General features: G+C 56.1%; 4 protein-coding genes. 1 reads left to right on the forward strand and 3 read right to left on the reverse strand.

Annotation, left to right across the window (positions count from 1 at the left end; all coding sequences use genetic code 11):
* From PSF42_RS20550 to tet(D), 3 genes are all read right to left on the reverse strand, one after another.
* Positions 1 to 415, reverse strand: a 415-nt coding sequence (locus PSF42_RS20550; RefSeq protein WP_247185122.1) for an alpha/beta hydrolase-fold protein, incomplete at its 3' end; no start/stop codon positions are given.
* 21 nt (positions 416 to 436) lie between these two features.
* Positions 437 to 1,546, reverse strand: coding sequence for an S-(hydroxymethyl)glutathione dehydrogenase/class III alcohol dehydrogenase (locus tag PSF42_RS20555; protein ID WP_000842134.1), 1,110 nt, complete (start codon positions 1,544 to 1,546; stop codon positions 437 to 439).
* A 94-nt stretch (positions 1,547 to 1,640) separates the two neighbouring features.
* Positions 1,641 to 2,825 carry a tetracycline efflux MFS transporter Tet(D) gene (tet(D), locus tag PSF42_RS20560; protein WP_001039466.1) on the reverse strand — a complete coding sequence of 395 codons (1,185 nt, stop codon included), beginning with the start codon at positions 2,823 to 2,825 and terminating at the stop codon, positions 1,641 to 1,643.
* Positions 2,826 to 2,920: 95 nt separating this feature from the next.
* On the opposite strand from tet(D), the gene tetR(D) reads away from it, so the two are divergent.
* Positions 2,921 to 3,527 (forward strand): tetracycline resistance transcriptional repressor TetR(D) (gene tetR(D) / locus PSF42_RS20565; RefSeq protein ID WP_107321340.1); only part of this gene is annotated, 607 nt, incomplete at its 3' end.

The raw sequence follows: 3,527 nt of genomic DNA on the forward strand, positions 1-3,527 counted from the left end.
GTTTTTCCGATGTGCCGAAATGCCCGCTTACCAGGGTGTGCAGCTCATTCAGAATATAATCATACATCTGATAATGCGCTTTCCACGGCTCCTGTGTGGCATTGACATAAAACCCGGCACCCTGGCCGAGATCGTACTCTTTATCATCCGCCACCTGACTGCCGCGCGGACTGGTATCCGGCGCGACAATCACCAGGCCGTGTTCCGCTGCGTAACGCTGTGCCCCGGCTTTGGTGATAAAATTCTGCTCGTTGCAGGTCAGCCCGGAAAGCCAGTACAGCACAGGACATTTCTCTGTTTTTGCCTGCGGCGGCAGAAACACGGAAAAAGTCATCGGCGTGCCGGTCACCGCAGAGTGGTGACGCCAGACTTCCTGGCTGCCGCCGAAACAGACGTGATGTTCAATCCGTTCCATAGTATCTCCCTGAATACGTTATCAGTAATGAATGACTGTGCGGATGGATTTGCCGTCGTGCATCAAATCAAAAGCTTCATTGATTTTATCCAGTTCCATGGTGTGCGTGACAAACGGCGCCAGCTCGATTTTGCCGCTCATGGCATCTTCCACCATTCCCGGCAACTGGGTACGCCCTTTCACGCCGCCGAACGCCGTGCCTTTCCAGACCCGGCCGGTCACCAGCTGGAACGGACGGGTTGAAATCTCTTTTCCGGCACCCGCCACCCCGATAATTACCGACTGCCCCCAGCCACGGTGCGCACTTTCCAGCGCCGACCGCATCACATTGACATTGCCGATACATTCAAAGGTATGATCCACACCCCATTTGGTCATTTCGACCAGCACCTGCTGAACAGGTTTGTCATAATCATTGGGATTAATGCAGTCTGTGGCGCCGAACTGTTTTGCCAGCTCAAACTTGGATGGATTGGTATCGATGGCAAAGATGCGCCCCGCTTTTGCCTGACGTGCGCCCTGCACCACGGCCAGCCCGATACCGCCGAGGCCGAATACCGCCACAGAATCCCCTTCCTGTACCTTCGCGGTATTGTGTACCGCGCCGATCCCGGTGGTCACGCCGCAGCCGAGCAGGCAAACCTGCTCCGCATTGGCCTGCGGATTGATTTTCGCCAGTGATACTTCCGCCACAACGGTATATTCGCTGAATGTCGAGCAGCCCATATAGTGATAGAGCGGCTGACCGTTATACGAAAAACGGCTGGTGCCGTCCGGCATCACGCCTTTGCCCTGGGTTTCGCGGACGGCAACACAGAGGTTGGTTTTACCGGAGGTACAGAAATCACACTCGCCGCACTCGGCGGTGTACAGCGGGATCACATGGTCGCCCGGTTTCACACTGGTCACGCCCTCACCGACCTCAACCACCACCCCGGCACCTTCATGGCCGAGCACCACCGGGAACAGACCTTCCGGATCATCACCGGAAAGCGTGTAGGCATCGGTATGGCATACCCCGGTGTGACTGATTTTCACCAGCACTTCACCTTTCTTCGGCGGTGCCACATCAATTTCAACAATTTCAAGGGGTAAACCCGGCCCGAAGGCGACTGCTGCGCGTGATTTCATAACGGTTCCTCTGTGTCTGAGGCTTATCATGGCAGGCGATAAGCACGAATGCCGTCCACCATACCGCACAACAGCGCTGCCTGTATAGCGCCGGTCAGCAGGTGGCCGCCACCGGTGCCGGTTTTCTGATCAGCAGACAGATTGCCAGCAGCAGACCGTACAGTGCCGTGCCAATCAGCCACACCGTACCGTCCGCACTCTGCTGTGTCTGACTGAAAATAAAAGCAAACAGCAGCGGGCCCGCCACGCCGGTCAGATTGGTCAGGCTGACCAGCACACCCTGTAGTTTTCCCTGATTTGCCGCCGATGCCCCGGCAGAGATAATGCCCTGCAATGCAGGCAGTGCAATTCCGCCGCCTGCCAGCAGGATCAGGACCGGATACACCATCCATCCGGAAGTGATAGCAGACATCAGTAAAAACGCGGTGGCATCGGCAATAAATCCGGCGAAAATAATGGTTTTCTCACTCAGCCGTTTTGCCAGCGCCCCGGCAACCACCGCCTGAAACAGTGCATGCATCGCCCCGAGTCCCGCCAGTGAAAAACCGACCGCCGCGCTGTCCCAGGCAAAGCGGCTCTCCGTAAACAATACCCAGACAGTGGCCGGGATCTGCCCGATAAGCTGCGCGGTAAAAAAGACAAACAGCAACAGCGCCAGAGGTTTAAGCAGTGTGATAAAGCTGATACCTGCGCTTTCTTGTTTCTGCTCCGCCGGTTTTTCTTCTGTCTGTACCGCCGGTTTAAAGATAAAAAAGACCATCAGAAAGGTGCAGGCATTCAGTATTGCCGCAATGACAAACGGCAGATGCGGTGAGATATCCCCCGCCAGTCCGCCGATAGCCGGCCCGGCAATCAGCCCGGCACCAAAGGCCGCACCGAGACGGCCGAACCAGGCGGTACGCTCGCTGACCGCCGTGCTGTCCGCCACTACCGAAGCCGCAACCGCGCCGGTGGCACCAGTGATCCCGGAGATAATCCGCCCGAGATACAACATCCACAGCACATTGGACAGTGCCAGCAGTGTGTAATCAAACGCGGCACCCGCCAGGGATAACAGCAGCACCGGTCTGCGCCCCAGCTTATCTGACCATCTGCCCAGTAGCGGAGCAAAACAGACCTGCATCACCGCATACAGCGCCAGCAGAATGCCGTAATGGTTTGCCACATCCGCTTCCGGGAGATATTCCCGCAGCAGTGACGGTAATACCGGCATGATCAGACCAATTCCCATCGCGTCCAGCAGTGTAATCACCAGCGCGATGACAGCGGGTTTATTCATTTTTCAGATCCTGTGTTAATTCCCTATCATTGATAGAGTTGGAATATATCCCTATCAATGATAGAGTGTCAATCTGAAAATCGGAGGAGACGGTCATGGCACGGCTGAACAGAGAATCGGTTATTGATGCGGCACTGGAACTGCTGAATGAGACAGGGATTGACGGGCTGACGACCCGCAAGCTGGCGCAGAAGCTGGGAATAGAACAGCCGACACTTTACTGGCATGTGAAAAATAAACGGGCGTTACTGGATGCGCTGGCGGTGGAGATCCTGGCGCGTCATCATGATTATTCACTGCCTGCGGCGGGGGAATCCTGGCAGTCATTTCTGCGCAATAATGCAATGAGTTTCCGCCGGGCGCTGCTGCGTTACCGTGACGGGGCAAAAGTGCACCTCGGCACCCGCCCTGATGAAAAACAGTATGATACGGTGGAAACCCAGTTACGCTTTATGACAGAAAACGGCTTTTCACTGCGCGACGGGTTATATGCGATTTCAGCGGTCAGTCATTTTACCCTTGGTGCCGTACTGGAGCAGCAGGAGCATACTGCCGCCCTGACCGACCGCCCTGCAGCACCGGACGAAAACCTGCCGCCGCTATTGCGGGAAGCGCTGCAGATTATGGACAGTGATGATGGTGAGCAGGCCTTTCTGCATGGCCTGGAGAGCCTGATCCGGGGGTTTGAGGTGCAGCTTACGG

It is taken from the genome of Providencia sp. PROV032 (assembly GCF_028484875.1).
GTDB classification, from domain to species: domain Bacteria; phylum Pseudomonadota; class Gammaproteobacteria; order Enterobacterales; family Enterobacteriaceae; genus Providencia; species Providencia rettgeri_E.

Coding starts and splice junctions, on each gene's coding strand:
- PSF42_RS20555 (WP_000842134.1), bottom strand. CDS start 1,546: ATGAAATCACGCGCAGCAGTCGCCTTCGGGCCGGGTTTACCCCTTGAA.